Source organism: Falsiroseomonas oryziterrae (assembly GCF_021864505.1).
GTDB lineage: Bacteria > Pseudomonadota > Alphaproteobacteria > Acetobacterales > Acetobacteraceae > Falsiroseomonas > Falsiroseomonas oryziterrae.
In genome coordinates this window covers 1-23194 of record NZ_JAKJIB010000026.1, presented here as the reverse complement: position 1 = coordinate 23194, position 23194 = coordinate 1, and the positions used below count along the sequence as shown (strand labels likewise).

The 23194-nt window shown below is 72.4% G+C and carries 26 protein-coding genes; 20 read left to right on the top strand and 6 right to left on the bottom strand.

The window, feature by feature from the left end; genetic code table 11:
- From L2I40_RS04415 to L2I40_RS04400, 4 genes are all read right to left on the bottom strand, one after another.
- Positions 1 to 880: ATP-binding protein (locus tag L2I40_RS04415; RefSeq protein WP_237213656.1), on the bottom strand; the 880-nt coding region annotated here is incomplete at its 3' end.
- 68 nt (positions 881 to 948) lie between these two features.
- A complete protein-coding gene (locus L2I40_RS04410) occupies positions 949 to 1785 on the bottom strand; it encodes a GNAT family N-acetyltransferase (RefSeq protein WP_237213655.1) in 837 nt (278 codons plus the stop codon).
- A complete protein-coding gene (locus tag L2I40_RS04405; RefSeq protein ID WP_237213654.1) occupies positions 1785 to 2540 on the bottom strand; it encodes an SDR family NAD(P)-dependent oxidoreductase in 756 nt (251 codons plus the stop codon). The genes L2I40_RS04410 and L2I40_RS04405 overlap by 1 nt, the downstream gene beginning before the upstream one ends.
- Complete coding sequence (locus L2I40_RS04400; RefSeq protein ID WP_237213653.1) at positions 2537 to 3904, bottom strand: formimidoylglutamate deiminase; 1368 nt, start codon at positions 3902 to 3904, stop codon at positions 2537 to 2539. Before L2I40_RS04400 ends, L2I40_RS04405 begins: the two co-directional genes overlap by 4 nt.
- Positions 3905 to 3949: 45 nt before the next feature.
- Between L2I40_RS04400 and hutU the strand changes: the two genes are divergently transcribed.
- The 6 genes from hutU to L2I40_RS04370 all read left to right on the top strand — a co-directional run bounded on the left by hutU (position 3950) and on the right by L2I40_RS04370 (position 10045).
- Positions 3950 to 5623: a urocanate hydratase gene (gene hutU, locus L2I40_RS04395; RefSeq protein ID WP_237213652.1), complete on the top strand. Its 1674-nt coding sequence runs from the start codon at positions 3950 to 3952 to the stop codon at positions 5621 to 5623.
- Positions 5620 to 7125, top strand: coding sequence for a histidine ammonia-lyase (gene hutH, locus L2I40_RS04390; protein WP_237213651.1), 1506 nt, complete (start codon positions 5620 to 5622; stop codon positions 7123 to 7125). The genes hutU and hutH overlap by 4 nt, the downstream gene beginning before the upstream one ends.
- 53 nt (positions 7126 to 7178) lie before the next feature.
- Positions 7179 to 8405: an imidazolonepropionase gene (gene hutI / locus L2I40_RS04385; RefSeq protein WP_456305726.1), complete on the top strand. Its 1227-nt coding sequence runs from the start codon at positions 7179 to 7181 to the stop codon at positions 8403 to 8405.
- Positions 8402 to 8815 (top strand): PaaI family thioesterase, encoded by a 414-nt coding sequence (locus L2I40_RS04380; RefSeq protein ID WP_237213650.1) that lies wholly within the window; start codon positions 8402 to 8404, stop codon positions 8813 to 8815. Before hutI ends, L2I40_RS04380 begins: the two co-directional genes overlap by 4 nt.
- Positions 8816 to 8884: 69 nt before the next feature.
- Positions 8885 to 9571 carry a CBS domain-containing protein gene (locus L2I40_RS04375; RefSeq protein ID WP_237213649.1) on the top strand — a complete coding sequence of 229 codons (687 nt, stop codon included), beginning with the start codon at positions 8885 to 8887 and terminating at the stop codon, positions 9569 to 9571.
- 255 nt (positions 9572 to 9826) lie between these two features.
- Positions 9827 to 10045, top strand: a complete 219-nt coding sequence (locus L2I40_RS04370; protein ID WP_237213648.1) for a DUF465 domain-containing protein — start codon at positions 9827 to 9829, stop codon at positions 10043 to 10045.
- On the opposite strand, the gene L2I40_RS04365 is transcribed toward L2I40_RS04370, so the two are convergent.
- The gene (locus L2I40_RS04365; protein WP_237213647.1) at positions 10046 to 10939 is read right to left on the bottom strand and encodes a DMT family transporter; all 894 of its coding nucleotides are present in this window, start codon (positions 10937 to 10939) and stop codon (positions 10046 to 10048) included.
- Between the two features lie 55 nt (positions 10940 to 10994).
- The gene (locus L2I40_RS04360; protein ID WP_237213646.1) at positions 10995 to 11504 is read right to left on the bottom strand and encodes a cysteine dioxygenase family protein; all 510 of its coding nucleotides are present in this window, start codon (positions 11502 to 11504) and stop codon (positions 10995 to 10997) included.
- Between the two features lie 176 nt (positions 11505 to 11680).
- On the opposite strand from L2I40_RS04360, the gene L2I40_RS04355 reads away from it, so the two are divergent.
- From L2I40_RS04355 to L2I40_RS04290, 14 genes are all read left to right on the top strand, one after another.
- Positions 11681 to 12646, top strand: a complete 966-nt coding sequence (locus L2I40_RS04355) for a Bug family tripartite tricarboxylate transporter substrate binding protein (protein WP_237213645.1) — start codon at positions 11681 to 11683, stop codon at positions 12644 to 12646.
- Between the two features lie 92 nt (positions 12647 to 12738).
- Positions 12739 to 13425, top strand: a complete 687-nt coding sequence (locus tag L2I40_RS04350) for a carboxymuconolactone decarboxylase family protein (protein ID WP_237213644.1) — start codon at positions 12739 to 12741, stop codon at positions 13423 to 13425.
- Positions 13426 to 13534: 109 nt separating this feature from the next.
- Entirely contained in the window at positions 13535 to 14137 is a 603-nt protein-coding gene (locus L2I40_RS04345; protein WP_237213643.1) for a histidine phosphatase family protein, read from the top strand.
- The gene (locus L2I40_RS04340) at positions 14134 to 14574 is read left to right on the top strand and encodes a DoxX family protein (protein ID WP_237213642.1); all 441 of its coding nucleotides are present in this window, start codon (positions 14134 to 14136) and stop codon (positions 14572 to 14574) included. Before L2I40_RS04345 ends, L2I40_RS04340 begins: the two co-directional genes overlap by 4 nt.
- Positions 14575 to 14659: 85 nt before the next feature.
- Complete coding sequence (gene dctP, locus L2I40_RS04335) at positions 14660 to 15703, top strand: TRAP transporter substrate-binding protein DctP (protein WP_237213641.1); 1044 nt, start codon at positions 14660 to 14662, stop codon at positions 15701 to 15703.
- A gap of 7 nt (positions 15704 to 15710) precedes the next feature.
- Positions 15711 to 16220: a TRAP transporter small permease gene (locus tag L2I40_RS04330; RefSeq protein ID WP_237213640.1), complete on the top strand. Its 510-nt coding sequence runs from the start codon at positions 15711 to 15713 to the stop codon at positions 16218 to 16220.
- 90 nt (positions 16221 to 16310) lie between these two features.
- The gene (locus tag L2I40_RS04325) at positions 16311 to 17597 is read left to right on the top strand and encodes a TRAP transporter large permease (RefSeq protein WP_237213639.1); all 1287 of its coding nucleotides are present in this window, start codon (positions 16311 to 16313) and stop codon (positions 17595 to 17597) included.
- A 32-nt stretch (positions 17598 to 17629) separates the two neighbouring features.
- Positions 17630 to 17977 (top strand): HPF/RaiA family ribosome-associated protein, encoded by a 348-nt coding sequence (locus L2I40_RS04320; RefSeq protein ID WP_237213638.1) that lies wholly within the window; start codon positions 17630 to 17632, stop codon positions 17975 to 17977.
- 75 nt (positions 17978 to 18052) lie between these two features.
- The gene (locus tag L2I40_RS04315) at positions 18053 to 19000 is read left to right on the top strand and encodes an SPFH domain-containing protein (protein ID WP_237213637.1); all 948 of its coding nucleotides are present in this window, start codon (positions 18053 to 18055) and stop codon (positions 18998 to 19000) included.
- Positions 18985 to 19422 carry an NfeD family protein gene (locus L2I40_RS04310; protein WP_237213636.1) on the top strand — a complete coding sequence of 146 codons (438 nt, stop codon included), beginning with the start codon at positions 18985 to 18987 and terminating at the stop codon, positions 19420 to 19422. The genes L2I40_RS04315 and L2I40_RS04310 overlap by 16 nt, the downstream gene beginning before the upstream one ends.
- Positions 19423 to 19510: 88 nt before the next feature.
- Positions 19511 to 20488 (top strand): tripartite tricarboxylate transporter substrate binding protein, encoded by a 978-nt coding sequence (locus L2I40_RS04305; RefSeq protein WP_237213635.1) that lies wholly within the window; start codon positions 19511 to 19513, stop codon positions 20486 to 20488.
- Positions 20489 to 20519: 31 nt separating this feature from the next.
- Entirely contained in the window at positions 20520 to 20984 is a 465-nt protein-coding gene (locus L2I40_RS04300; protein WP_237213634.1) for a tripartite tricarboxylate transporter TctB family protein, read from the top strand.
- A complete protein-coding gene (locus L2I40_RS04295; protein WP_237213633.1) occupies positions 20984 to 22477 on the top strand; it encodes a tripartite tricarboxylate transporter permease in 1494 nt (497 codons plus the stop codon). Before L2I40_RS04300 ends, L2I40_RS04295 begins: the two co-directional genes overlap by 1 nt.
- On the top strand, positions 22474 to 22917 hold the full coding sequence (locus L2I40_RS04290) for a MaoC/PaaZ C-terminal domain-containing protein (protein WP_237213632.1): 444 nt from the start codon (positions 22474 to 22476) through the stop codon (positions 22915 to 22917). The genes L2I40_RS04295 and L2I40_RS04290 overlap by 4 nt, the downstream gene beginning before the upstream one ends.
- Positions 22918 to 23194: the final 277 nt, after the last annotated feature.

Genomic DNA, 23194 nt, shown 5'->3' with positions numbered 1-23194 from the left:
CTCGCGGCGGCGCCTTCGGCTCCGGCGCCGCGGCCGCCTGCAGGATCTGCGCCCGCGCCGCCTCCGACGCCTCCACCGGCGGGGCGAGCTTCGGCCCGCCGCCGCGCGAGCCGGTCTCGACCGTGCCGATGCGCAAGGGAAGCGGCCGCCGCGACAGCGCGGGGCCCAGCGCCACGAAATGCCCGCGCTCGAGGTCGCGGAACATCTCCGCCTGGCGCCGCTCCATCCCCAGCAGATCGGCGGCGCGCGCCATGTCGATGTCGAGGAAGGTGCGCCCCATCAGGAAGTTCGACGCCTCCGCCGCGACGTTCTTCGCGAGCTTAGCCAGGCGCTGCGTCGCGACCGCCCCCGCGAGCCCGCGCTTGCGCCCGCGACACATCAGGTCGGTCATGGCCGCGAGCGAGGCGCGGCGCGCATCATCCGCCACGTCGCCGCCGAGCGCCGGCGCGAACAGCTGCGCCTCGTCCACCACGACCAGCATCGGCGACCAGGCATCGCGTTCCACCGCGAAAAGTCCGTCGAGGAAGGCGGCCGCGTGCCGCAGCTGGCTGTCCACGTCGAGATGCTCGAGGTTGAGCACCACCGAGACGCGATGCCGCCGCACGCCCTCCGCCGCGCGCTTCAGCCCCGTCAGCCCCGCCGTCGCGGCGTCCAGCACCAGATGCCCGAAGCGCTCGCCGAGGGTGACGAAATCGCCCTCCGGATCGATCACCGCCTGCTGCACCCAAGGCGCCGACTGCTCGAGGAGCCGGCGCAACAGGTGCGACTTGCCCGACCCCGAATTGCCCTGCACCAGCAGCCGCGTCGCGAGCAGCTCCTCGAGATCGAGCGTCGCGGCGCCGCCTGCGGTGGTCGTGCCCAGCTCGATGCGGACCGTCATCCCGACTCCCTGGCACCCGGTTGCGGGGCCGGCCGGGTTACCCCGCCCGCCGCGGCAGGGGAAGCGCCTCAGCCGAGTTCGAAGGTCGTGATCCCGAACAGGCGGTCCATGGCGACCGGCGGCGCGGCCCCGGTGTACATCCGCGCCGTCTCGAAGACGGGAGCCAGGCCAAGCCGGCGCGCCAGCGCCACCGCCGCCGCATGCGGCTCCGGCACGTCGAGGAAGACGGGCCCCGGCGGCACCCGGGCCACCAGCGCCGCCACCAGCGCCTCCGCACCCGCCGCGTCCTCCGCCACCAGCGGGCCGATCTTGTGCCCGCTCCGGCACGGCCGGATCACGCCGAAGCCCGCCACCGCCCCGTCGCGCAACAGCGCTAGCGCCACATGGCCTGGCGCCGCGATCCAGGCGCGGAGGAAGTCCGGCCGCGGCGCCGGGAATACCGTGGCATCCAGCGCCTCCAGCGCGGCGAAGGGCACCGCGGCCGCCGGCACGATCGTCTCGCGCGGTGGCGGCAGCGACGGCGCCTCCCCGCCGAAGCGGATGTTGTTCCAGGCGAGCTGGAAGCCGGACTTCCGGTAGTTCGCCTGCTGGGCCACCACGCCGTCGAGCCCGATGAGCCGGCCCGCCAGCTGACGCATCGCCGCGTACCAGACCACGATGCCGTACCCCTGCCCGCGAGCCTCGGGGGCCGCGATGTAGAAGCCGATGAAGCCGAAGCCCGTGCCGTAGCGCGTCGCCGAGATGACGGAGGCGATCTCGCCGCCCTCGAAGCTGCCGAGGAACAACCCCGGGTCCTGCGCCAGGAAGCAGTCGAGGTCCACGAGGCCGGGATTCCAGCCCTCGGCGGCGGCCCACTCCACCGCCTGCTCGGCCTCGGCGGGCGTCAGGGTGCGGATCGTCGCCATCAGTGCATCACGTCGCCGCCATTCGGCGACAGCGTCGCGCCCACGAAGAAGTCGCCGCCCGGCGAGCTGGCAAGCAGCAGCGCCGCCGCCGCGATCTCCTCCGGCTGGCCGACGCGGCCGATCGGCAGGCCGGCGCCGGTCCGTTCCGCCCAGTCCGGCCCGAGCTGCGCGGTCAGCTCGCTGACCACCGGGCCGGGCGCGATGGCATTCACGAGGATCCCTTTTGGTGCGCCCTCCCGCGCCAGCGCGCGCGTCATGCCGACCAGCGCGGCCTTGGCGGTGCAATAGGGCACGATCCCGGCGGCACCCTTGAAGGCCAGCTGGCTCGCGGTGGTGATGATCCGCCCGCGGCCGCGCGCCGCCATGCCCGGCCAGACCGCCTGCGCGGCGAAGAAGCTGGCGCGCACATGCACGCCCATCACGCGGTCGAACATCTCTTCCGTGATGCTCTCGATGGGGCCGCGCAGGTTCAGCCCCGCATTGTTCACCAGCACGTCGCAGGGCCCGAGCGCCGCCTCGGCCGAGGCGATGAAGGCGCGCAGCACCGGCAGTTCCGCCACGTCGAGCGCGGCGTGGAAGCACCGCCGCCCCTCCGCCTCGACGCCGCGCGCGACCTCGGCCGCGCCCTCCGCGTCGTGCAGGTGGCAGAGGGCGATGTCGGCGCCCTCGCGCGCGAAGAGCAGCGCGATGGCGCGGCCGATGCCGCGGCTGCCGCCGGTGATGATCGCGACCTGTCCCTTCAGTTGATTCGTCACGCCAGCAGCCTCCGCATCGCGGCCGCGAAGGCATCGCGGATCGTCATCGCGTCCACGTGCCGTCCCGCCTCCACCACCATCCGTCCGCCGCAGGCGACGCTGCGGACCGGGTTGCCCTGGCCGCTGAACACCCAGGCATCGAGCAGCGCATCCTCCTGCCGCCCCAACAGCAGCGGATGCGTGTCGTCGAGCTCCACCAGGTCGCAGCGCATCCCCGGCGCGATGGCGCCGAGCCGACGTCCGCTGGCCTGCGCCCCGCCCGCCAGCGCGGCGTCGAGCAGCGTGCGCCCGGGATGCGGGTTCTGCTCGGCGGTCGCGACCGCGCGGGCATGGTCGCGCAGCCGCTGGCTGGTCTCGAGCTGGCGCAGCTCGAAGGCCGACGCGGTGCCGACATGGCTGTCCGTGCCGATGCCGAAGCGCCCGCCGCCCGCGAGGAACGCCGGCAGCCGGAACACGCCGTCGCCGAGCGAGGCCTCGGTCGTCGGGCAGAGCCCCGCGACGGCGCCCGTCACGGCGAGGTCGGCGACCTCCGTATCGTCCAGATGCGTCGCATGGATCAGCACCCAGCGCGCATCGAGCGGCATGTTGTCGAGCAGCCAGCGCACCGGCCGCGCGCGCGTGGCGGCGAGGCATTCCTCGACCTCCTTCGGCTGCTCGGCGGCATGGATATGGATCGGCCCGTCGAAGCCGGACAGCGCACGCAACATGTCGGGCGTCACCGCGCGCAGCGAATGCGGCGCGAGGCCGACTGTGGCCTGCGGATCGCCGGCCACGGCAGTGCGCAAGGCCTCCACGATGGCCGAGAACCGGTCGAGGTCGTTGAGGAACCGCCGCTGCCCCTCATGCGGCGGCTTCCCGAAGATGCCGCCATGCCGGTACAGCGAGGGCAGCATCGTGATCCCGATGCCCGCGCGCCGCGCCGCGGCGAGGTGCCGCTTCGCCATCTCCGCAACGTCCGCGTAAGGGCTGCCGTCGGGCTGGTGGTGCAGGTAGTGGAACTCGGCGACCGAGGTGAAGCCGTGCTCGAGCAACTCGGCATAGAGCTGCGCCGCGACCGCCTCGGCATCCTCGGGCGAGAACAGCCCCACGAAGCGGTACATCGTCTCCCGCCAGGTCCAGAAACTGTCATGCCCGGCGGGGCTGCGCCGCTCCGCGCCCCCCGCCATGGCGCGCTGGAAGGCGTGGCTGTGCAGGTTCGGCATGCCTGGGACGACATGCCCGCCGAGGCGCCGCGCCGCGCCGACAGGGGAGCCCGGCGTGACCGCGACGATGTCGCCGGCCGCATCGGCCTCGATCAGCACGTCACGAGCCCAGCCGGCGGGCAGCAGCGCATGGGCTGCCCAAAGCTTGCGTAGTCCCGTCATCGGCCGACGCTTGCCCTCCGCGCCCGTCAGAGTATCCACTGAGCCATGACCGATCCCACCCGCTTCCGCAATTCCCCCGCCATCCGCAGCCCCCGCGGCCTGGATCTCTCCTGCCGCCATTGGACCACCGAGGCGGCGATGCGGATGCTCATGAACAACCTCGACGACGAGGTGGCCGAGCGCCCCGGCGAGCTGGTCGTCTATGGCGGCATCGGCCGCGCCGCCCGCGACTGGAAGAGCTACGAGACGATCGTCTCCGTGCTGAAGCGCCTCGACGAGGAGCACACGCTGCTGGTGCAGTCCGGCAAGCCGGTCGGCGTCTTCCGCACCCATGCCGATGCGCCGCGCGTGCTGATCGCCAATTCCAACCTGGTGCCGCGCTGGGCGAGCTGGGAGCACTTCAACGCGCTCGATCGCCAGGGGCTGATGATGTACGGCCAGATGACCGCCGGCAGCTGGATCTACATCGGCAGCCAGGGGATCGTGCAGGGCACCTACGAGACCTTCGCCGAGGCCGGCCGCCAGCATTTCGGCGGATCGCTCGCCGGTCGCTGGATCCTGACGGCCGGGCTCGGCGGCATGGGTGGCGCACAGCCGCTGGCCGGCGTCTTCGCCGGGGCCTCGGTGCTCGCCGTGGAATGCCAGCCGAGCCGGATCGAGAAGCGGCTCGAGACGCGCTACCTCGACCATCGCGCCGACGACATCGACACCGCCCTCGCCATGATCCGCGCGGCCTGCGCGGAGAAGCGCGCGATCTCCGTCGGCCTGCTCGGCAACGCCGCCGAGATCTTCCCGGAGCTCGTCCGCCGCGGCGTGGTGCCGGACATCGTGACGGACCAGACCAGCGCGCATGACCCCGCCAACGGCTACCTGCCCGCCGGCTGGACGTTGTCGGAGTGGGAGGCGAAGCGCGAGAGCGACCCGGACGCCGTCGCCGCCGCGGCGAAGCGCAGCATGGTCGCCCACGTGCAGGCGATGCTCGACTTCAAGCGCATGGGCTCGGCCGTGCTCGACTACGGCAACAACATCCGACAGATGGCGAAGGAGGAAGGCCTCGCCAACGCCTTCGACTTCCCGGGCTTCGTGCCGGCCTATATCCGCCCGCTCTTCTGCCGCGGGATCGGCCCCTTCCGCTGGGCCGCGCTGTCCGGCGACCCCGAGGATATCCGCAAGACCGACGACAAGGTGCGGGAGTTGATCCCGGACGACCCGCACCTGCACCAGTGGCTCGACATGGCGCGCGCGCGCATCGCCTTCCAGGGACTGCCGGCGCGCATCTGCTGGGTCGGGCTCGGCCAGCGCCACCGCCTCGGCCTCGCCTTCAACGAGATGGTGGCGCGCGGCGAGATCGGGCCCGTGGTGATCGGCCGCGACCATCTCGATTCCGGCAGCGTCGCGAGCCCGAACCGCGAGACGGAGGCGATGCTGGACGGATCCGACGCCGTCTCCGACTGGCCGCTGCTGAACGCGCTGCTCAACACCGCCTCCGGCGCGACCTGGGTCTCGCTGCATCATGGCGGCGGCGTCGGCATGGGCTTCTCGCAGCATGCCGGCATGGTGATCGTCGCCGACGGCACCGAGGCCGCGGCGCGGCGCCTGGCGCGCGTGCTGTGGAACGACCCCGCCACCGGCGTCATGCGCCATGCCGATGCGGGCTACGACATCGCCATCGACTGTGCGCGGGAGCACGGCCTCGACCTGCCGATGATCCGCGCATGATCACCCCCGGCCAGGCCCATCTGAACGAACTCCGCGCCGTCATGACGGGCGGCGCGCTCGCGCTCGATCCCGGCTGGCGGGCGCAGGTCGCGGCCTCCGTCGCCGCGCTCGACCGCCGGCTGGCGGGCGGCGAGGCGCTCTACGGCGTCAACACCGGCTTCGGGAAGCTCGCCTCCACGCGCATCGCGCCCGACCGTCTCGCGCAGCTGCAGATCAACCTGATCCGCAGCCATGCGGCCGGCACCGGCGCCTACCTGCCCGCGCCGGTGGTTCGCCTGATCCTGGCGCTGAAGGCGCTCTCGCTGGCCCGCGGCGCCTCCGCCGTGCGGCCGGAGGTGGTGGAGGCGCTGCTCGCCCTCCTGAACCACGACGTGCTGCCGGCGATCCCGGCCAAGGGCTCGGTCGGCGCCTCCGGCGACCTCGCGCCACTCGCCCACATGTCGCTCGTGCTGATAGGCGAGGGCGAGGCGTTCCGGGGCGAGCGCGTGCTGGACGGCACGCAGGCGCTGGCGGCGGCCAACATCGCGCCGCTCGCGCTCGGCCCGAAGGAAGGCCTCGCGCTGCTCAACGGCACGCAGGTCAGCACGGCGCTCGCGCTTGCCGGGCTGTTCGCCGCGCAGGACCTGCTGCGCACAGCGCTCGTCGCCAGCGCGCTCAGCCTCGACGCGGCGCGCGGCTCCGACACGCCCTTCGACCCGCGCATCCATGCGCTGCGCGGCCAGCCCGGGCAGATCCGCGTCGCCGCCGCGCTGCGCGCGCTGATCGCCGGCAGCCAGATCCGCGACAGCCACCGCGAGGGCGACACGCGCGTGCAGGACCCCTACAGCCTGCGCTGCCAGCCCCAGGTCGCCGGCGCCTGCCTCGACCTGCTCGACAACGCCGCCGCGATCCTGCTGCGCGAGGCGAACGCCGTCACCGACAACCCGCTGGTGGTCGAGGGCGACGTGCTGTCGGGCGGCAACTTCCATGCCGAGCCCGTCGCCTTCGCCGCCGACACCATCGCGCTCGCGCTCGCCGAGCTCGGCGCGATCAGCGAGCGCCGCATCGCGCTGCTGACCGACCCGGCGCTGAATTCCGGCCTGCCACCCTTCCTCGTCGCCGACAGCGGCATCAATTCCGGCTTCATGATCGCCCAGGTCACCGCCGCCGCGCTGACAGCGGAGAACCGTGCGCTCGCCGTGCCGCGCAGCACCGACAGCCTGCCGACCAGCGCGAACCAGGAGGACCATGTCAGCATGGCGACCTCCGCCGCGCTGCGGCTGGCCGACATGGCGTCGAACCTGGCGACGATCCTCGGCATCGAGATCCTCGCCGCCTGCCAGGGCATCGACTTCCACCACCCGTTGCAATCCTCGGCGCCGCTCGAAGCGGCGCGCGGCGCGCTGCGCGAGGCGGTCGCGCCCTGGGACCAGGACCGCGCCATGGCGCCCGACATCGAGGCGGCGAAGCGCCTGGTGGAGTCCGGCGTCTTCGCGGCGCTCGTGGACCTGCCGCCGACATGACCGCGTCCGATCGCCGGAGGGCGGAGGAGCCGGAGGCTCCGAGCACCGGAGGCGTGAATCGGCCGCGCCACGATCATCGCTTCGACCGCGTCTGGCTCGACGCCCATCTCTGCACGATGGCCCCGCGTGGCGAGGATCCGCTCGGCGTGATCGAGGACGGCGCGATCGCCGCAAAGGACGGTCGCATCGCCTGGGTCGGGAAGCGTTCCGACCTGCCCGCCGCGGCCGAAGTCACCACGCGCTGCGACGGCGCCTGGATCCTGCCGGGGCTGATCGATTGCCACACCCATCTCGTCTTCGGCGGCAATCGTGCGCGCGAATTCGAGATGCGGCTCGAAGGCGCTAGCTACGAAGACATCGCCAAGGCCGGCGGCGGCATCCTCTCCACCGTGCGCGCCACGCGCGCGGCGAGCGAGGACGATCTCGTCGCCTCCGCCCTCCCCCGCCTCGACGCGCTGCTCGCCGAAGGCGTCACCACGGTCGAGGTGAAGTCGGGCTACGGCCTCGACCTCGACACCGAGGCGCGCATGCTGCGCGCCGCGCGGCGGCTCGGCCAGGCGCGCGCGGTCTCCGTCGCCACCTCCCTTCTCGCCGCCCATGCCGTGCCGCCCGAATCCGCCGGCCGCGCCGCCGACTACGTGCGCCACGTCGCCGACGGCATCCTGCCCGCCATCGCGGCCGAAGGTCTTGCGGATGCCGTGGACGCCTTCACCGACAGCGCCATCGCCTTCACGCCGGAGGAGACGGCGCGCGTCTTCGACGCCGCGCAGCGCCACGGGCTGCGCGTCAAGCTGCATGCCGACCAGTTGCGCGATGATGGCGGCGCCGCGCTGGCCGCGCGCTACGGCGCGCTGTCGGCCGACCACATCGAATACGCGAACCCGGACGGCATCGCCGCCATGGCGCGCGCCGGCACCGTCGGCGTGCTGCTGCCCGGCGCCTTCTACTTCATCCGCGAGACGAAGCAGCCCGACCTCGCCGCGATGCGCGCGGCGGGGCTGCGGCTCGCGCTGGCGACCGATCTCAACCCCGGCTCCTCGCCCGCCCCCTCGGTGCTGCTGATGCTCAACATGGGCTGCACGCTGTTCCGCCTGACGGTCGCGGAAGCGCTGGCCGGCGTCACGCGCCACGCCGCCGCCGCGCTCGGCTTCGACGACCGCGGCATGCTCGCGCCCGGCCTCCGCTGCGACCTGGCACTCTTCGCCGTCTCGCGCCCCGCGGAGCTCTGCTACTGGATCGGCCGCAACACCTGCGTCGGTCGCGTGGTGAACGGGCGATGACGGTCGAGGAAATGCAGCGCCTGGTGCGCGAAGGCGTGCCGCTCGCCGGCGCCTGGGGCGTCGAGGTGCTGTCCTTCGCGCAAGGCGAAGCGGTGCTGCGCCTGCCGCATCACGAGGACCTGCTGCGCCCGGGCGGCACCGTCTCCGGCCCCGCGCTGATGGGCCTCGCCGATGTCGCGATGTGGGTGGCGCTGCTCTCGCTCACCGGCGGGCGCGACGAGAGCCTGACCGCCAGTCTCTCTATCACGTTCCTGCGAGCGCCCGCGCCGCGCGCCGTCATCGCGGAGGCGCGCGTCATCAAGAAGGGCCGCACGCTGTCCTACGGCGAGGTCACGCTGCGCGCCGAGGGCGAGGACGCACCCTGCGCGCATGTCACGACGAGCTGGGCCACGAACGCGAAGCGGGCCTGAGGCGCCCGGCTTGATCACGCCTCCGTGGCTGTCCATCCTGCCGGACAACAATGTTGCCGGAGGAAGGCCATGCGCGCCCGCGACCTGATGACGACCAACCTCGTCACCATCCCGCCCACCACGCCCTTGTCGGTGGTGGCCAGCACCCTGGCCGAGCGCGGCTTCTCCGGCGTGCCGGTGGTGGACGCCGAGGGCAGGCTGCTCGGCATCGTCACCGAAGGCGACCTGATCCGCCGCCTCGCCGCCGTCGAGGACAAGCGGTCCTGGCTGCGCGAGTTCTTCGCGCCCGCCGGCCGGCAGGCCGCCGACTACGCGCGCAGCCACGGCCGCACCGCGCAGGATGCGATGACGACGGCCCTCGTCACGGCGGAGGAGGACACGCCGGTCGAGCGCATCGCGAAGGCCATGGAGGACCGCGGCATCCGCCGCGTGCCGGTGGTGCGCGACGGCAAGCTGGTCGGCATCGTCTCCCGCGCCGACCTGATCCGCGCCCTGATGGCGCCGGCCGAGACGCTGGCCGCCGATGCGCCGGACGAGCGCATCCGTCGCGAAGTGCTGAAGGCGATGCGTGAGCAGCCCTGGGTGGACGCGTATTTCATCTTCCCCGACGTGCAGGACGGCGTCGTGCTGTTCCACGGCTATTGCCGCAACGAGGATGTGAAGCGCGCGCTGCGCGTGCTGGCGGAGGGCATCCCCGGCGTGAAGGACGTGAAGGTGATGGTCGAGAAGGCGCCGCTCCCGGTCGTGATGCCCTGACGCGCGGCCGGCGCGGGGCTGCACGGTCCCGCGCCACGCCTTGGCTCGAGCCGCCCGCCTTCGCGGCAGGCCGCGCCATCGGCACCGCCCCCGCTTTCCTTTCATCGCTTTCACGTCTTGAAGTCGCCACGGTCCAGGATCACCATCTTTCCTAAGGCCCGGGCCCCTCTGTCGGGGTGCCGCTGCACCCCGTCATGTCGGGCCGACCGACCCGTCGCGCCCCCGCGCGACGACGGGGACAGGAGGCGAGGGCAGATGGACGCGGACTATGCGGCGAAGGGCCTGATGGGGCGCCTCGCCGAGCGCAAGGCGGATCTCGAGCGGCGCATCGCCGCCGAACGCGCCCGGCCGGTCCCGGACCAGGGGCTGATCCGCCGCCTCACCCGCGAATTGCTCCTGGCCCGTGATCGGCTCGCCGCCCTCGGCGGCTGCGCCATGCCGCGCTGGGCGCGCGAGGCGCCGGCGGCGGAGTAGCTACCGCCGTCGGCCGGTGAACAGCACCGCCGCCAGCATCCCGCCCACCGCCAGCGTGACGCCCGCCAGCTTCGCCGCGCCCAGCGGCTCGCCCAGCACGATGACCGACAGCAGCAGCGCCATCACCGGCACCAGCGTCGTCAGGCACGCCGTGCGCGTGCCGCCCAGCAACTCCACCGCGCGCGCATAGAGCGTGGTGGCCAGCGCGGAGGCGAGCAGCCCCTGCGCCACCATCTGCAGCGCTGTCATCTTCCAGGGCTGCGCCGCGACCTCGGCCGCGCCGAGCACGAGCCAGGGCGGCACCACGAGCAAGGCGGAGATCCCGCACACCGCCGCATTGCCCGCCAGCGCCGGCACGCGCCAGCGCCGCAGCAGCAGCGTGAAGGCGGCCCAGCTTGTCCCCGCCGCCACCAGGATCAGGTCGCCGCGCCAGGCGCCGGGATGCGCGCCGCCGATGCCGTCCCAGCCGATCAGCAGCACGCCGCCCGCGATCACCGCGATGGCGATCACGCGCCCGCGCGTCGGCCATTCGCGCAGCAGCGGGATGCCGAGCAGCGCGCCCATCACCGCCGCCGTGATCGGCGCAATGGTGCCGCCATGGCTCGCCGGCGCATGCACCACGCCCCAGCCGAACAGCAGCGCGTTCCCGGCCCCACCGGTGACAGCCAGCGCGAGCAGCCGCCAGAACCCGATTCCCGCCAGTACGCCGCGCCAGCGCCACGCGAAGGGCGCCAGCACCAGCCCCGCCGCGATGTAGCGCAGCGCCGCGAGGTCGAGCGGCGTGTAGCCCGCCAGCGTGCCGCTCCGCGCCACCACCGCCTGCGCGCTCCAGGCCAGCGCCGCGGCCAGCCCGAAGGCCAGCCCGATGGAAAGGTCGCGCGCGGGAGAGGTCACGCCGCTGCTGTAGCCCGCGCATCCCGCCGCGCGAACCCGGCGCGGCGCGGCCGCATCAGTCGGCCAGCACCTCGTTCACGCCGTCGCCGAAGCGGTCGAAGGCGACGCCGTAGCAATGCACCGACACCGCCGTCTGGCAGGCGAGGTTGGCGAGGCGGTGGATCAGCGTCGGATCGGCCGGCCCATGCGCGCTCGCGCCCGGCGCCATCAGCCGCGCCGCGCTCGGCACCGGCGGATCGCCCGGCTTGTAGTGGGTCTCGGTCAGAACGCCGCGATGGATGCCGAAGGCGCACCAGGTGCGATGCGCGTGAACGGGCGACATCTGTCCCGGGCGCCAGACCAGCGCGACCACGGCGTAGCCGCCCTTGGCATCCGCATGCAGCAGGTGGCGGACGTAGCGCTCCGCGCTGCAGCGGCATTCCACGCCGTCGAGCAGCGCGGGGTCGGCCACAGCCTCGGCGATGGCCGCCGCGACCTTCCGCTCTCGCCCCTCCTCCGCGCGCGCGGCCGCGGCGATGCCGGCGAGCATGCGGTCCAGGGCGGTACGGGGGCGGATATAGGTCATCGGGGCGCGATCTTCTCCCTGAGAGACGATCTATCGAAGATTCTGCTCCCATACAATCGAGATTCGCGAACCCATACCCCTGCTTGGTGGGCCAGGGGAAAGCGTCCCCCGGCCCTCGCAGCCCGACACGGGCAGGTGGCTGGACCCGGCGTCCGCATCCCGGCAGCCTGCCGCACATGTCCGGACAAGCCCCTCGCCGCGCCCTGCTCGCGGCCCTCGCCCTCGCCCCGCTCGCCGCCCCGGCCCGCGCGCAATCCTGGCCCGCACGGCCGCTCCGCCTGATCGTGCCCTTCCCGCCCGGCGGCACCGCCGACCTGCTCGGCCGCCTCGCCGCGCGCGAGATCGAGACGCGGATCGGCCAGCCCGTGGTGGTGGAGAACCGCGCCGGCGCCGGCGGTGCGCTGGGATCGGAAGCCGTCGCCCGCAGCGCGCCGGATGGCTACACGCTGGTCCTCTCCAACATCGCGAGCCAGGCGATCGGCCCCGCGGTGAACCGCAACATCGCCTATGACAGCGTGCGCGACTTCACCCATGTCGCGCTGATCGCGGCGGTGCCGAGCGCCATCGCGGTGTCCGCCGCCGGCCCCTTCCGCACGCTCGCCGATCTGCTTGCCCGCGCGCGCACGCCGGGCGCGGTGCGCTTCGCGTCCACCGGCGTCGGTACCTCGTCCCATGTGAAGCTCGAACTGCTCAAGCGCGCCGCGGCCGTCGACATCACGCATGTCCCTTATCGCGGCAGCGCGCCCGCCGTCGCCGACGTGATCGGCGGACAGGTGGAGGGGCTGATCGCCGCCGTGCCCGACATCGGCAACAACGACCGCCTGCGCCTGCTCGCCGTCACCACGCCGCAGCGCGCGACCCGCTGGCCCGACGTGCCGAGCATCGCGGAGGCCGGCTTCCCGACCCTCGTCGCCTCCAACTGGTTCGGCCTGTCCGGGCCCGCCGGCATGCCGCCCGAGGCCGCCCGGCGCATCAACGAGGCGCTGGTCGCCGGCCTCGCGACGCCCGAGACGACGGAGCGGCTCGCGACCCTCGGCGCCGCGCCGAACCGCATGACGGCCGCCGACTACGCCGCGCTGGTCGCGGCCGAGGTGCCGCGCTGGGCCGAGATCGCCCGCGCTGCCGACATCCGCGCCGAATGACCGCCCGCGATGACCGGAGGGCGCAGGGCGCGGAGCGCCCAAGCACCGGAGGTCTGAATCGCGGGCGCCAGGACGAGGAAACAACGGAAGCGTTGGAAGCGCGCCTCGCCGCGGTGCGCGCCAAGCGCGGCTATCTGCTACCGCACCACGGGCTGATGGCGCTCGCCTTCCCGAAGCTGCTCGAGGGCTACGACGCCGCCTACACCGCGCTCGCGCTCGACGACCGCGTGCTGTCCCACCACGACCGCGAATTCGTCTGGATCGCGATCCTCGCCGCGACCGACGAGCGCGTGGCCACGCACCACATCGCCAAGCTCCGCGCCGCGGGCGGCACCGATGCGACGCTCGGCGCCGCCTTCGCCGCGGCTGCGCTTGCCATCGGCGCCGAGGCCTTCGACTTCGCCGCGCGCGACTGGGCGCGCCAGCTTGCGCCCTTCGACCCGCGCGCAGCCTATCTCGATGCGCTCCGCCGCATCGCGCCGGCGGCGCCGATCCGCCTGGTCCACCTCGCCGGTCTCGCCGTGCAGGTCTGCCGCGCGCGCTGGCGGCCCTTCGCCTGGCACCTCGAAGCCGCCTATGCCGACGCCGTGCCGGAGGAGGAGATCGCGGAGGCGATCAGCCTCGCCATGTTCCCGGGCTCGGTGCCGTATTTCGTCGAGGCCTGCGCCGAATGGCGGCGCCTGATCCTGGACGGCACGCTGCCGGCAAGCCCGCGCTTCCAGGCCTGGGCACGGCTGAGCGGCCAGGGCGGCCATGACGAGGCGAGCGCCGCGCGCTGAACCGACATCTCGACGGATGTCATGGCTGTTCAGGTGTTCAATCTTAAGTATCTGATTACGCGTCGATTTTCACATTGACTTTCGTTCATGTGGCCCGCATCTGCCGCGCATGCGCGCCCTCCTCCTCGCCCTCGCCCTGCTGCTGCCCGCCGCGGCGCGGGCCGACACCGCGCTGGTCGAGGCGCTGCGCGCCGGCGGCCTCGTCGTTTTCCTCCGCCATGCCGAGACCGGCCCGCCGCATCCCGACAACGCCAATGCCGTGCTCGGCGACTGCTCCACGCAGCGCAACCTGAACGACACGGGACGCGCCCAGTCCGAGGCGATCGGCGAGGCCTTCCGCGCGCTCGCTATCCCGGTCGGCGCGGTGCGTGCCAGCCCCTTCTGCCGCACGCTGGAAACCGCCGTGCTCGCCTTCGGCACGGCGACGCCGGACGTCTCGCTCGGCCTGCCGCGCCACCTCGACGCCGCCGCGCATGCCGCGATGGGCGAGGCGCTGCGCCGCCTGGTCGCCACCGCGCGGCCGGCCGAGGGCAACCTCGTCCTGGTCGGCCACTCCTACCATCTGATCGCGGCAGGCGGCCCCAGGCCCGACCCGCAGGGCGCGGCCGCGATCCTGCGTCCGACGCCGGACGGTTTCGAGACCCTTGCCCTGCTGCCGCCCGGGGCCTGGACCGCCCTCGCCCGGCCGCGCCTCGCAGAGCTTCGCCCATGACCATGCAGCATCCGAAGCCCGTCGCGCTGTCGGTGCCGACCGCCACGATGCCGGCCACCGCGCCCTACGCCGCCGCGCTGCTGCGCATCACCATGGGCGTGCTGTTCCTTGCGCATGCCGTGTGGTGGAAGATCGTCACCGCCGGGATAGTCCATGTCGTCCCCTGGTTCGTCAGCCAGGGCTACCCGGCCTGGTTCGCCTGGTTCGTCACCGGCCTCGAACTGGTCGGCGGCGCGCTGCTCATCCTCGGCTGGCGCACGCGCGAGGTCGCGCTGGTGCTGGCCGCGCTGATGGCCGGCATCACCTGGCAGCAATTCCCGAATGGCTGGATCTACACCTCCACCCATGGCGGCTGGGAATATCCGGCCTTCTGGACCGTCGCGCTGATCGCCCAGGCCGGCCTCGGCGCGGGGGCCTGGGCACTGCGGAGCCGCTGACCCCTCTTTCCCGACGCCGCGCCAGCCGTCATCCTCCCCCCCAAACACGCGCCCCGCGCCGCGGGGCCAAGGGAGGACAGACGACATGACCCTGCGCTTCACGCGCCGCGCCGCGCTGCTCGCCGCTGCCGCGGCCCCGCTCGCCATCCCGCAGCGCGTCCGCGCGCAGCAGCAGTACCGGCCGGAATACAAGCTTTCGGTCGTCGGCAACCGCCCGATCCCGCTGTCGGAAGGCGCGTTCCAGTGGGCCGAGATGGTCACGCAGCGCTCCGGCGGGCGGATCAACCTGCGGGTCTATCCGGGCAGCCAGCTGGTCGGCGGCGACCAGACGCGCGAGCTCGTCGCGATGCGCCAGGGCGTGGTGGACTTCGCCGTCTTCTCCACCATCAACATCTCGCCGCAGGTGCGCGAGATGAACCTCTTCTCCCTGCCCTGGCTGCTCAACGACCATCGCGGCTTCGACGCCATCATCAACGGCCCGATCGGCGAGGAGCTGTTCCGCGGCCTCGCCACGCGCGAGGTCGTGCCCGTCGCCTGGGGCGAGAACGGCTTCCGCGAGATCTCCAACTCCCGCCGCGAGATCCGCACGCCGGAGGACATGCGCGGCCTCCGGATCCGCTTCGCCGCCGGCGCCATCTTCTCCGAGATCTTCACCGCGATGGGCGCGAACCCGCTGCAGATGTCCTTCGCCGACCTGCAGCCGGCGCTCTCGACCGGCGCGGTGGACGGGCAGGAGAACCCGATCAACCTCTACCTCGCCTTCCGCATGGACACGCTGGCCCAGCGGCATCTCACGGTGTGGAACTACGTCGCCGACGCCGGCATCTTCGTGGTCTCGAAGCAGATCATGGACAGCTTCACCCCGGCCGACCGCACGCTGGTGATCGAGGCGGCGCGCGACGCGGCACGCGCGCAGATCGCGGCGAGCCGCCGCGGCATCGGCGTGGACGGCGACCGTTCTTCGCTCGAGGAGCTGGCGCGGCGCAACGTCACCGTCACCACCCTGACCAACGAGCAGAAGGCCGCCTTCGCCCGCGTGACGCGCCCGGTCTACGACAAGTGGGCGCAGACCGTCGGGACCGACCTGGTCCGCCGGGCCGAGGCGGCGATCCGCGGGGCGCGCGCGTAGCGCCCGCATGTCGGCCGACCTCGACCCGACGGCGACGCGGGCCAATCCCAGGACGCGCATCCCCCTGAAGGTCGAGGAGGTGCTGGTGGCGGCGGCGATGGCGGGCATCGCGCTCATCACCGCCGCCAACGTCGCGACGCGCTACCTCACCAACATCAGCCTCGCCTTCACCGAGGAATACTCGGTGGTGCTGATGGTGATCGTCGCACTCCTCGGCACCGCGATCGCCACCGCCTCGGGCCGGCACATCCGCATCGGCTACTTCGTCGAGCTTCTCTCGCCGCGCGGCCAGCGCGCGGTCGAGATGGCAGGCACCGCGTTGACCGTCCTCTGCTTCGGCATCCTCGTCTGGTACGGCTATCGCCTCGCCTATGACGAGTACCGCTTCGAGGTGCTGTCGAACGGCCTCGGCAATCCGAACTGGTGGTACACGGGCTGGCTTCCGCTGCTCTCCGCCATCGTCGTCCTCCGCGCCCTCGGCCGCCTCATCCGCCTGGCGCGCGGACAGGACGGATAACCCGATGCCGCACGCACATCTCCCTCTCCCGCCTCGGCGGGGGAGGATTGGGGTGGGGGTGGGTCCGACCGACCCCATGAGGTTGGAAACTTGATCGGCTCGATCCTCTTCCTCGCCTTCCTCGTCCTCCTCTTCGGCGGCGTGCCGATCGGCGTGTCGCTCGGCCTCGCGGGCGCGCTCGCGATCCTGCTCGCCGACCAGTCCATCCTCGCCATGCCGACCAACGTCTATGCCGGCATCGCCAAGTATCCGCTGATCGCCATCCCGATGTTCGTCCTCGTCGGCAGCGTCTTCGACCGCACCGGGGTCGCGCTGCGGCTGGTGCGCTTCGCCACCGCGATCGTCGGCGCCGGGCGCGGCGCGCTCGCCTCCGTCTCCGTCCTGGTCGCCATGGTGATCGGCGGCATCTCGGGCTCCGGCCCCGCCACCTCCGCCGCGGTCGGCCAGGTCGTCACGCGCTCCATGTCGCAGGACGGCTACCCGCGCCCCTTCATCGCGGCGACCGTCGGCGCCGCGGCGGCGACCGACATCCTCATCCCGCCCTCCATCGCCTTCATCATCTACGCCGTGCTCGTCCCCGGCGTCTCCGTGCCCGCGATCTTCATGGCCGGCATGTTCCCCGGCATCCTCGCCGGCCTCGCCATCATCGTCGCCGTCGTCGCGCTCTCCTGGATCAACGATTTCGGCGGCAAGGCGCGGCAGGAGGAACGGCTCGAGGTCTGGCGGACCTTCAAGGAGGCCTTCTGGGGCCTGCTCGCCCCGGTCGTGATCCTCGGCGGCATGCGCATCGGCGCCTTCACGCCGACCGAGGCCGCGGTCATGGCCGTCTTCTACGGCCTCTTCGTCGGCTTCGTGATCTACCGCTCCCTCACGCTGCGCGACGTCTACGAGATGCTGGTGGAGGCCGGCGAGATCTCGGCCGTCATCCTCATCGTCGTGGCGCTGGCCAGCGTCTTCGCCTGGTCTACCTCGACGCTCGGCATCGTGCAGCCGGTCGCGAACTGGATCGTCGGCCTCGGCCTCGGCGAGTACGGCACGCTGGCACTGCTGGTGGTCGCGCTGGTCTTCGTCGGCATGTTCCTCGACGGCATCTCGATCTTCCTGATCCTGCTGCCGGTGCTGATCCCGATCGCCCATGCCTTCCAGTGGGACCTGACCTGGTTCGGCGTGATCCTCACCATGAAGATCGCCATCGGCCAGTTCACGCCGCCGATGGCGGTGAACTTGATGGTCTCCTGCCGCATCGCGGGCGTGTCCATGGAATCCACCATCCCCTGGGTGGTCTGGATGATCCTCGCGATGCTGGTCGCCCTTGCGCTGGTGGTCGCCTTCCCCGCCATTGCGCTCTGGCTGCCGCGGACCATGGGGGTCATGTAGAACCCGGGCGCCGCAGGGGCGTTGCGGCAGCCATGCGCATCCAGGTCAACACCCACGACACCGCCGGCGACGACGACTTCACGGGCCGCGTGGAGGCGGCCATCCGCGGCGGCCTCTCCCGCTTCGAGGCGCAACTGACTCGCATCGAGGTCCATCTCGCCGACATCAACGCCGGCAAGGGCGGCGCCGCCGACAAGCGCTGCATGATCGAGGCGCGGCCGACCAACCACAACCCGGTCGCCGTGACCCATCAGGCCGCGACCATCCCGCTCGCGCTCGACGGCGCGATCGAGAAGGCCGTGCGGGCGCTGGACAAGGCGCTCGCTTCGCGCACCGATCACAAGGGCAGGCACTCCGTCCGCGACAACGACCTGCGCTGACCCTCAACCACCCGCATAGTCAGCGCGGCCCGAATCCGCCTAGGCTCGCGGCGCCAGCCAGCCCCGAGTCGCGCCATGCCCGAGATCTCGCTCGCCACGGTCGTCCTGCTCGCCATCGTGGCGCTTGCCGTCGTCACCGTCGCCCAGGGCATCCGGACCGTGCCGCAAGGCGAGGTCTGGTCGGTGGAGCGCTTCGGCGCCTTCACCCGGTTGCTGCAGCCCGGCCTGAACCTGATCATTCCCTTCGTGGACCGCATCGGCCGGCGCCTGAACGTGCAGGAGGTCGTGCTCGACATCCCCGAGCAGGCGGTGATCACGCGCGACAACGCGACCGTCGCGACCGACGGCATCGTCTATTACCGCGTGATGGACCCGGCCAAGGCGGCCTATGCGGTGCAGGACCTCACCCAGGCGCTCACCAGCCTGGCCATGACCAACATCCGCTCCGTGGTCGGCGAGCTCGACCTCGACGCGACGCTCTCCGGCCGCGACCGGATCAACACCACGCTGCTGACCGTGCTGGATGGTGCGACGGAGCCCTGGGGCGTGAAGGTCAGCCGCGTCGAGATCCGCAAGATCGAGCCGCCGGACAACCTGATCCGCGCGATGAACCTGCAGATGACCGCCGAGCGCGAGCGCCGCGCCGCCGTGGCACGTGCGGAAGGCGAGAAGCAGGCCCTCGTGCTGGCCGCCGAAGGCCGGCGCGACGCCGCGATGCGCGACGCCGAGGCGCGCGAGCGCCTCGCCGAGGCCGAGGCCAATGCGACGCGCATGGTCGCCGAGGCCGCGCAGGGCGCGGGTGCCGACGCGCTGCGCTACTTCGTGGCCGAGAAATACGTGAAGGCCTTCGAGGCGCTGGCAGCCAACCCCTCCTCCCGCCTCGTCGTCGTGCCGATGGAGAGTGCGGGCATCGCCGGCGGCGTCGTGCAGGCGCTCGAGCTGCTGCGCGGTCCATCGGGCGGCGGCGCGCCGTCAGCGCCACCGTCCGCGCCGGCGGGAGGCAGCCCTTGGACGCGGGGCTGATCTGGATCCTGCTCGGCCTCGCGCTGCTGGGCGCGGAGCTCTTCGTGCCCGGCGTCTTCCTGATGTGGATCGGGATGGCGGCGATCGGCACCGGCGTCCTGCTGCTCACCTCCGATGCGGGCTTCGCCGCCGCCACCGTCACCTTCCTGCTGCTGCTCGGCATCGGCATCGCGGCGGCGCTGCATCTGCGCCGCCGCGGCGGCCCGGCGCATCGGGTCAACATGCCGGAGGCAGGGCTCGCCGGCCGTCATGCCACCGTCATCGCCGCCGACGCGACCGGGCTGCGGGTGCGGCTCGGCGACAGCGACTGGGCCGCGCGGCTGCCGCGCGGCGTCGCCCCGCCCGAGCCTGGCGCGCAGGTCCGTGTCGAGGCGGTCGACGGCACCGTCCTGGTGGTGCGGCCCGAGACTCCGACCGCCTGACTGCGAGGGTGCTTGATGCCTGCGCGTCGCTGCGCCTAGCCTGTCTGCCAACGCGGCCCGGGACGCCGCGACGAGGGAGACAGACGCCATGCCTTGCCTGACCCGCCGCACCCTGCTCGCCGCCTCGGGCGCCGCGCTCGCCACGCCGGCCCTCGCGCAGCCGCGCTATCCGAACCGTCCGATCCAGCTGATCGTGCCCTGGGGCGCGGGCGGCGGCACCGACGCGACGGCGCGCATCGTCGGCACGCTGCTGGAGCGCGACCTTGGCCAGCCGGTGAATGTCGTGAACCGCACCGGCGGGTCGGGCGTGGTGGGCCACAGCGCCATCGCGACCGCGGCCCCCGACGGCTACACGATCGGGATGATCACGGTCGAGATCGCGATGATGCACTGGCAGGGCCTGACCGAGCTCCGCCCCACCAGCTACACGCCGCTCGCCCTGATGAACCAGGACCCGCCCGGCGTCACCGTCGCGCAGAACAGCCCGCATGCCGACATCCGCGCGCTCGCCCAGGCGATCCGCGAGCGGCCCGCCGGCACCTTCCGCGCCTCCGGCACCGGCCAGGGCGGCATCTGGCACCTCGCCCTCGTCGGCTGGCTGCAGGCGATGGGGCTGCGCGGCGACCATGTGCGCTGGGTGCCCTCGAACGGCGCCGCACCGGCGATGCAGGAGCTCGCGGCCGGCGGCGTTGACCTGGTCACCTGCTCGATCCCCGAGGCGCGCGCGATGATCGACGCCAACCGCGCCCGCGCCCTGGCCATCATGGCGCCGGAGCGCAACCCGCTCTTCGCCAACGTGCCGACGCTGAACGAGACGCTCGGCATCCGCTACTCCACCGGAGCCTGGCGCGGCATCGCCGGCCCGCGCAACCTCCCGCCCGAGATCGCGAACACGCTCAGCGCGGCCCTGAAGCGTGCCTACGACAACCGCGAGTTCCAGGAATTCATGTCGTCGCGCGGCTTCGGCACTGTCTGGGGCGATGCGGCGCAGTTCGCGTCCTTCATGGCCGAAGCCGACCGCGCCATGGGCGAGGCGATGCGCGGCGCCGGCCTCGCGCGCGGCTGACGCGACCTTCCGTGACGGGATCGCGCCGCGCATGCGCCTGAACGACGCGCTGCTCGGCGCGATCCTGCTCGGCTTCGCCGGCTGGGTCTGGTGGATGACCACCTTCTTCCCGGCCTTCCCGGGCCAGGATTACGGCCCGAACCTGTTTCCCCGCATCCTCGCCGCCGGCATCGCCGCCTGCGGCGCGATGCTCGTGCTGCGCGGGTTGCGGCGGCGCGCGCCGCTGATCGTGCTGGAAAGCTGGACCCGCGAACCGGAACGGCTTCTCTCCTTCCTGCTGATCCCGGGCGCGGTGCTGGCCTACATCTTCCTCTCCGACGCGCTCGGCTTCATCCCAACCGCCTTCCTGCTCCTGGTCGCGCTGTTCCTCTGGTTCCGCGCGCGGCCCGTGGTGGCGCTGCCGGTCGCGGCCGGCGTCACGCTCGTCGTGCACTGGTTCTTCGCCGGCCTGATGCGCGTGCCCCTGCCCCGCGGCGTGCTGGACAGCCTGCTCTGATGGACGCGCTGATCCAGGCCTTCGGCCTCGTCTTCGATCCCTTCGTGCTCGCGGTGATCGCCGTCTCGGCGGTGTTCGGCATGTTCGTCGGCGCCATGCCGGGCCTGACCGCGACCATGGCGACCGCCCTGCTGGTGCCGGTCACCTTCTTCATGCCGCCCGTCCCCGCGCTCGGCGCCATCGTCACCGCGACGGCCATGGCGATCTTCGCCGGCGACATCCCGGCCGCAATGCTGCGCATGCCCGGCACGCCGGCCTCGGCCGCCTATGCCGACGAATCCTACGAGATGACCAAGAAGGGCCAGCTCAACCTCAACATGGGGGTGAACCTGGTCTTCTCCGTCGCCGGCGGCCTGATCGGCGTCGCCGTGCTGATCGCCGCCGCGCCGCTGCTGGCGGAGGTCGCGATCAACTTCTCCTCCTTCGAGTATTTCTGGCTCGCCTGCCTTGGCCTCACCTGCGCCGTGTTCCTGACCAACGCGGACGCGGTGAAAGGCTTCCTCAGCCTCTTCCTCGGCCTGCTGCTCGCCACCGTCGGCATCGATCCCTCCGCCGGCTTCCCCCGCTTCACCTTCGGCGAAGTGGAGCTGATGCAGGGCATCAACTTCATCCCGACCATGATCGGGATGTTCGCCGTCAGCGAGCTCCTCCGGAACGCCGTCTCGGTGCGCGATGCGGGCCATGTCGTGGTGCAGCAGGTCGGCAACATCTTCCGCGGGCTGGGCGCGGTGTTCCGGCGCTACTGGCTCAACTTCCTCCGCGGCAGCGCGATCGGAACGGTGATCGGCGCGCTGCCCGGTGCCGGCGCCGACATCGCCGCCTGGATCAGCTACGCGGTCTCCAAGCGCTTCTCGCGTGAGCCCCAGAAGTTCGGCACCGGCCATGTCGAGGGCGTCGTCGATGCGACCTCGGCCAACAACTCCGCCATCGGCAGCGCCTGGATCCCGGCGCTCGTCTTCGGCATCCCGGGCGATTCCATCACCGCCATCGTGATCGGCGTGCTCTACATGAAGAACATGAACCCGGGGCCGATGGTCTTCACCGAGAACCCGCAGCTGATCTACGCGGTCTTCCTGATCTTCATCCTGGCCAACCTCATCATGCTCCCGCTCGGCTGGGCGGCCATCAAGAGCGCGCGGCAGATCCTGCGCACGCCGCGCAACCTGCTGCTCCCGGTCATCCTGCTCTTCTGCATCGTCGGCTCCTTCGCCATGACCAACAGCCTCTACGGCGTCGCGCTGATGCTGGTGATGGGTCTGCTCGGCTGGTTCCTCGAGCAGCACGGCATCCCCGTCGCGCCGCTCATCCTCGGCCTCGTGCTGGGCGAGATGCTGGAGCAGACCTTCGTGCAGTCCATGATCAAGGCGGACGGCGCGGTGCTCGCCTTCTTCGAGCGCCCGATCGCCGGCGCGCTTGGCGTGCTGACCCTGCTGATCTGGGCCACCATGCTGGTCCGCGCCGCCACCCACCGCCCGGCCGCCATCGCGGCATGACGCCGATCCGCTCCGCCGACGCGCTTTCTCCCGGCCAGTCCTTCGACCTCGGCGGCTTCGTTCTGACGCGCGCGGAGGTGCTGGACTTCGCGCGCCGCTTCGACCCGCAGCCCTTCCACCTCGACGACGAGGCCGCGCGCCACTCCATCTTCGGCCGCCTCGTCGCCTCCGGCCTGCACACCTATTCCGCGACCGTCGGCCACCTGATCCGCAGCGGGCTTCTCGCCGAGATCAACCTCGGCGGCGGCGGCTGCGAGCTGGCCTGGCCCGCCCCGCTGCCGCCCGACGAGCCCGTCCGCATGACGCTCACGGTGGAGGAGCTGCGCCACAGCCGCAGCCGCCCGGACATGGCGGTGGCGAAGCTTCGCTACCGCGTGGCGACCGCGCGCGACGGCACCGTCGTGCTCGACGCCCTCGCCACCCACTTCCTGCGGCGCTGAACCGCGCGTCGCGACGCGGCGTACAGGCGCATCACGCCAGCTGCGCGCCCGCCGTGACCGTTAATAAAGCGTGACGCATCCTTGTCCGCTTGACCTGCAGAGGCGCGCGACGCGACCGTTCGCGCATCGCCCCTGAGGCAAAGAACCGACCATGTCGTATCGACCTGGAGTTGCCGCCTGCGCCGCCGCAGCGCTGCTGGCCGGCTGCATGGGCGGCGGCGGCGGAGGCGGCGGACCCGTGGTCGTCACCTCGGCGCCCGCCGCACCCGCCGCGCCC